We start from the raw sequence: 5,667 nt of genomic DNA, 5'->3' as shown, positions 1-5,667 counted from the left end.
AACCACAAAAAATCGATGATACGAGCGTAGCGAGTATCGCCGTTAGGCGATTACCGTTGAGTGCACCGACATGCCACACCGTTCCGTTGTGGCATCGGGGTTGATTTGGTTGATCGCTGAGGATGCGTTGATCGTCGTATGCTCTTTCAGATTGTTACGCATGGATGTTGCTGAGGGACAAACAATCATCGATATGGCGGAGGCGATAAACACATATAAATTCAATGGCTTGTAGCCGTGGTGACCATCACAAAACTTGCCATTCAGGGCCATTTGTGCTATGTTGATTGCCTTGTTGACGGCGTCGTTTTATTTTTTGCGCCGGCAAGGCCGTCGCCAATCTGGCGGCTTGACCGTTGAACAGGTGCGCTCCGATTTGGATCGCTATGTCGCCTGGCTAAGGCAACGAACAGCACACATTTTCAAACGAGTTACGTCCGGCAATTTCCTCGGGCGAGAATTTTCCTCGGCGGCATTTCATCGCTGCCATAGCTATTTAGGATATATATGAACGACGATTACAACTATCTGAACGACGACAAGAAGGTCTCCGCACAGGTGCGAGATCTGGCGGTGCGTTTCCAATGCCAAGACACCGTTGTGTACGGGGAGGCGGCCATAACAGGCCGCCTCGCCATTGGGCGTGAAGCTTACGAGATACTTGAGCCGAAGGACTTCCATGACTTCTTCCGGCGCATCGTACTTGCGGATGCGATGGAAAAAATCCCAGAGCTGCAGAAGCGCAGCTTAGTCATCGTGGTTTAAAACTGCGGATAGATTGAGCCTGAAAGGGGTCGGCATTTGCCGACCCCTTTTTCTTTGCCCGAAGCTGTCCGCCGTTGCCAGCCCTGAGCACCTTTTTTGGCTCGACGTCTGGATCGAAGGAGCTAGATCGGATGGCGTGCAGCGCATCCAACACACAGGAGTCAACCATGTCGACCTCCATCCTCAAGTCTCTCACTTTTGTCCCGCAGCCCAAGCCCAGCACTGACCCGTTGATGATCAAGCGGGAGCGCATGATCGCTCGCTTGGAAGATCAGAAGAAGCTGCTCGCCGATCCGACGTACCAGAGACGGATCAAGCGCTGGGAAAAAACGGAAGGCGGCGAGAAGGTACTCGTTGAGAAGCCGCTCCGTACGAGCAAGTGGTGGCAGCAAGATCAGAGCGGTGTCTACGTTATGACCGTGAAGGTCGGTTCAAAGCGCATCGAGTTCGAAAAGGGTAAGGCGGCCATCGTTGTCGGCCCGCTGGAAAAGCTGCCGACCGTCATCGACACTCTGATCAAGGCCGTGCGAACTGGCGAGCTCGATTCGCAGTTGAGCGAAGGCAAGGGACCGAGACCAGTATCTGGCCGTAAGGCGGCTTGACCCGGTGAACTATTAGGCAAACACCATTGAGGCTATCGGCTTCCATCATATAAGGTGCAGGCGGTTTGCAAGCACCTGATGGAAGCCGATGAATCAGATTCTGATCCGGGACTATTTGAACGATTTGAGTCGTATCCAGCAAACGTCGGGCAGCTTCACGGAAGGCGTCATTAGCGAGGCCTTCAAAGATCTGCTCAAGAGGTGGTCCAAGCAAAAGGGATTGGTTTTTATCAATCAGTACGAATTCATCTCCTCCCAGAAGAATCGCATCAGGCCTGACGGCACAATCCTGCACGATCTTCGAGTACCGTTCGGTTATTGGGAAGCGAAGGATACCGCTGACGACCTTGACGAAGAAATCAAGAAGAAGCTCGCCAAGGGCTATCCGCAAGACAATATAATTTTCGAGAACTCCGACATCGCCGTGCTGATCCAAGATCGCGTTGAGGTGATGCGATGCTCGATGACGGATACCAAGAAGCTCGGGGTGCTCGTCACCACATTTTTTTCTTGGGAGCGGCCGGAAATTGCCGAGTTCCGTCGAGCCGTCGAGCAGTTCAAAATTGACCTTCCAGCAGTGCTTGCTGCCTTGCGAGAGAAAATAGACGCTGCTTACGAAACTAATCCGAGCTTTAGAGAAAGTGCGGCAGCTTTTCTTGCTCAAGCCAAGCAGACTATCAATCCCATCATTTCAGAAGCTGATATCCGTGAGATGCTCATTCAGCACATCCTTACGGAGGAGATATTTACCCATGTCTTCAACGAAGGAGATTTTCACCGGGAGAACAATGTTGCAAAAGCCCTCTACGGCCTAGAAGCCAAGTTCTTTACGGGCGGCGTTAAGCGGGCGACGCTAAAGGCTCTTGAGCCCTACTACGCAGCGATCCGCACGAACGCAGCGCAGATCACGACCCATTTGGAGAAGCAAAATTTCCTAAAGGTCATCTACGAGAATTTCTACAAGGTTTATAACCCTAAGGCGGCAGACCGGCTCGGTGTTGTTTATACCCCGAGTGAAATTGTGCGGTTTATAGTTGAAGGTGCCGACTGGCTGATCGGAAAGCACTTCGACAGGTCGCTAATAGACCGGGATGTCGAAATACTCGACCCGGCGACCGGCACAGGCACTTTCATTTGCGAGCTCATCGAACACTTTCGTGGCGAACCGAAGAAACTTGCGTACAAGTATGCCAACGAACTCCATGCGAACGAGGTGGCGATATTGCCGTACTATGTTGCCAATCTGAACATAGAGGCGACCTACTATGGCGTGACCAACCAATACCTCGAATATCCGAATCTCTGTTTCGTTGATACCCTTGATAATACCGACGGCTTGGGCATTCGGGCTGGTCACCAGCACGATCTCTTTGGCGCATTGTCCGCCGAAAACGTAGAACGCATCAAGCGCCAAAACAGGCGCAAGATCTCCGTTGTCATCGGCAATCCTCCTTATAACGCTAACCAGCAGAGCGAAAACGACGACAATAAGAATAGAGCCTATCGGCACATCGATGCCGAAATAAAGCGGACCTATGTTGCAAAATCCAAAGCCCAAAAAACGAAAGTGTACGACATGTACGCTCGTTTCTACCGATGGGCCTCAGATCGACTGCATGACGATGGTGTCATAGCTTTCGTGACAAACCGAAGCTTTATTGAGAGCCGAACGTTTGACGGCTTTCGCAGGTGTCTAGCTGAAGAGTTCGGTGAGATTTATGTCGTCGATCTTGGTGGCGACGTTCGCAATAACACCTCTCTCTCGGGCACGAAGCACAATGTGTTTGGTATCTAAACCGGTGTGGCGATTGCTTTTCTGGTTAAGAACCGCAAGTTGAAGAGCTGCAAGATTCATTACGCTCGCCGACCGGAGTTTGAAACGGCCGAGGACAAGCTTGCATTTCTCTCCACCAACCCAACTTCCACGCTGACGTTTGAATCAGTCACACCCGATAAGGACGCCAATTGGCTTAACATCACAAACAATGATTGGGATAGCCTCGTCCCTGTAATTAGCAAAAAGACGAAAGCGGCGAGGACCAAGGCGCAGGAGAAGGCGATATTCGGCGACTTCTCCATGGGATTCATCACTGCCCGTGATGACTGGCTGGTAGGTCTTTCCTCCGAGAGCGTCGAACGTAAAGTCAAATACTTCCTATCCGAGTTCAATTCCAATGTACGAGAGAGCCTGAAACGACGGAAGGAGGGGCAAGACTTCGAGCGAAGCAACACCATAAAGTGGTCCAGGTCTATGATAGCGGCCCTTGAAGCAGGAACAGAGCGCACCTTTGACTCACGTGCGTTTCGGCAAATCCTACTGCGGCCCTTCGTAGAACGTACGGCGTATTTTGGCAGCGGTTTGGTTGAAATGCCAAACAAGATGCCGGCATTTTTCCCGGCAAACGAGTCGAATACGGCAATCTTCTTCAACGATCCAGGAGCAAGGACGCCGTTTAGTCCGCTCGCCTCGACGTTACCTGGAGAATACCATCTAGCGGCGAGCTATGATGGCTTTCAGGGCGTCCCGCAGTACCGCTTCTTACCCGGGGACGGTAAGATTGATAACGTGACGGACTGGGGATTGCGTCAGTTTAAGAATAAATATGAGATTGGAGCGTCAACCGGACGCAAAAGCGCAAAAACGAAGCTTCGGGTCACCAAGAGCGCGATCTTCTTTTATGTGTATGCTGCTCTCCACGACCCGCTTTACCAGAAGAAATATTCCCAGAATCTGAAACGCGATTTTCCGCGTGTGCCACTGCATGACGATTTCTGGAAATGGGCTGCATGGGGCGAGCAGTTGCTTCGCTTGCATACCGACTACAAGAAGGTTGAGCCTTGGATGCTTCGCCGAACTGAGACCTTGGACAAGACCGCACGGGAAGCCGGCGTAGTACCCAAGGCGCTGTTGAGGGCAGACGTCGAGCAGAACAGGATAATCGTCGATACAGAAACCACTATCGACGGCATACCGTCGTCAGCGTGGGCTTACCGCCTTGGAAGCCGGTCCGCACTTGAATGGATTCTCGATCAACATAAAGAGAAGCCGATACGGGACGCAACTGTCCGTGAGAAGTTCAATAGTTACAGATTCGCCGACCACAAAGAACAAGTTATCGATTTGATTGCCAGAGTGACACGAGTCAGTGTCGAGACAGTTGCTATACTCGAGCAACTTTCGACGGCAAGCTGCATAGGTGAGTAGCGACACAATCCAACACCTTTGTTGATTGTAGAGGAGCTATTGGCAATGGCCGAAGAGCGCCCGATTTGGGGCATCCATATGAACAGAGGCTTCGGCACACGGCCCATCCGTGAGGGATTCGTCGCCATCGGTTGGCTTTCTATGGGAGACCTATCGAAGGTGCCTCCGAAACGAGAGGCGTTCAAGAAAGCCGTCGCTGCTGTATACCCGAACATCAAGCCAGGAGCCGTACCTGTCGTTGCAGGCACGCTTTTCAAGTTTGTTCATGAAATGAAGAAGGGGGATCTGGTTATCTACCCGTCTAAAACCGATCGAATGGTAAATCTTGGGGTCGTCGACGGGGACTACCAGTTCTTAGCGGAAGCGGACGAAATGCAATGTCCAAATCGGCGACAGGTCAAATGGACGCATCAGATTGCACGACCAACGTTCTCTCAAGGAGCCTTGCATGAGATCGGCTCGGCGGTAACCTTGTTTAGCGTGAAGAACAACGCCGAGGAGTTTATGGCTGCCTTCGAAGGGAAGCCGCTGCTCAGCGAAGACGTCGATGCGGAGACTGGCACTGCCGCAGCGGCTTTCGCAGAAGAGGAAATCGAAGATTTCGTACTGAAGCGGTTGAAGTCCGGCCTCTCGTTCCGTCAATTCGAGTACTTTGTTGCACACCTGTTGGAGCGCATGGGCTACCATAGTCGAGTTACCCAAGCTGTGGGGGACGGTGGAATAGATATCATCGCTCACAAAGACGAGCTTGGCTTCAAGGACGTCGTAAAGGTGCAATGCAAGCAGACCTTGAATACGATCGGGCAGCCGCAGGTTGCTCAACTTTACGGACACATACAAGACAACGAGAATGGCCTGTTTGTAACGCTAGGCAGCTATTCGACTCCAGCCTTGGAGTTCGAGCGGGCCAACCAAAATATCCGGCTTATGACTGGAGAAGAGTTGATCAAGCTAATCTTCGATTACTATGAAGAGTTCGAGCCAAGGTACAGAATGTTGTTGCCCTTGAAACGAACATACGTCGTGGCGACGGACCATGATGAACTAAGCGAATAGCAACCTGCTACCGCAGACTTTTCGTTGAGCCGCTGGAGA

Annotated in this window: 5 protein-coding genes; all 5 read left to right on the top strand. The window is 51.7% G+C overall.

Annotated elements, in window-relative coordinates; translation table 11 throughout:
• The first annotated feature begins 507 nt into the window (after positions 1 to 507).
• The 5 genes from XI06_RS07570 to XI06_RS07550 all read left to right on the top strand — a co-directional run bounded on the left by XI06_RS07570 (position 508) and on the right by XI06_RS07550 (position 5,628).
• On the top strand, positions 508 to 765 hold the full coding sequence (locus tag XI06_RS07570; protein WP_271604978.1) for a hypothetical protein: 258 nt from the start codon (positions 508 to 510) through the stop codon (positions 763 to 765).
• A 167-nt stretch (positions 766 to 932) separates the two neighbouring features.
• Positions 933 to 1,367 (top strand): DUF6641 family protein, encoded by a 435-nt coding sequence (locus XI06_RS07565; protein WP_271604977.1) that lies wholly within the window; start codon positions 933 to 935, stop codon positions 1,365 to 1,367.
• Between the two features lie 88 nt (positions 1,368 to 1,455).
• Complete coding sequence (locus tag XI06_RS07560; RefSeq protein WP_271604976.1) at positions 1,456 to 3,162, top strand: Eco57I restriction-modification methylase domain-containing protein; 1,707 nt, start codon at positions 1,456 to 1,458, stop codon at positions 3,160 to 3,162.
• A gap of 6 nt (positions 3,163 to 3,168) precedes the next feature.
• Positions 3,169 to 4,572 carry a type ISP restriction/modification enzyme gene (locus XI06_RS07555; protein ID WP_271604975.1) on the top strand — a complete coding sequence of 468 codons (1,404 nt, stop codon included), beginning with the start codon at positions 3,169 to 3,171 and terminating at the stop codon, positions 4,570 to 4,572.
• A 45-nt stretch (positions 4,573 to 4,617) separates the two neighbouring features.
• Entirely contained in the window at positions 4,618 to 5,628 is a 1,011-nt protein-coding gene (locus XI06_RS07550; protein ID WP_271604974.1) for a restriction endonuclease, read from the top strand.
• The last annotated feature ends 39 nt before the right edge of the window (positions 5,629 to 5,667 follow it).

This window comes from Bradyrhizobium sp. CCBAU 11434 (assembly GCF_028128895.1).
GTDB lineage: Bacteria > Pseudomonadota > Alphaproteobacteria > Rhizobiales > Xanthobacteraceae > Bradyrhizobium > Bradyrhizobium zhengyangense.
The sequence above is the reverse complement of the archived record's forward strand: the minus strand, read 5'-3'. Positions and strand labels throughout refer to the sequence as shown.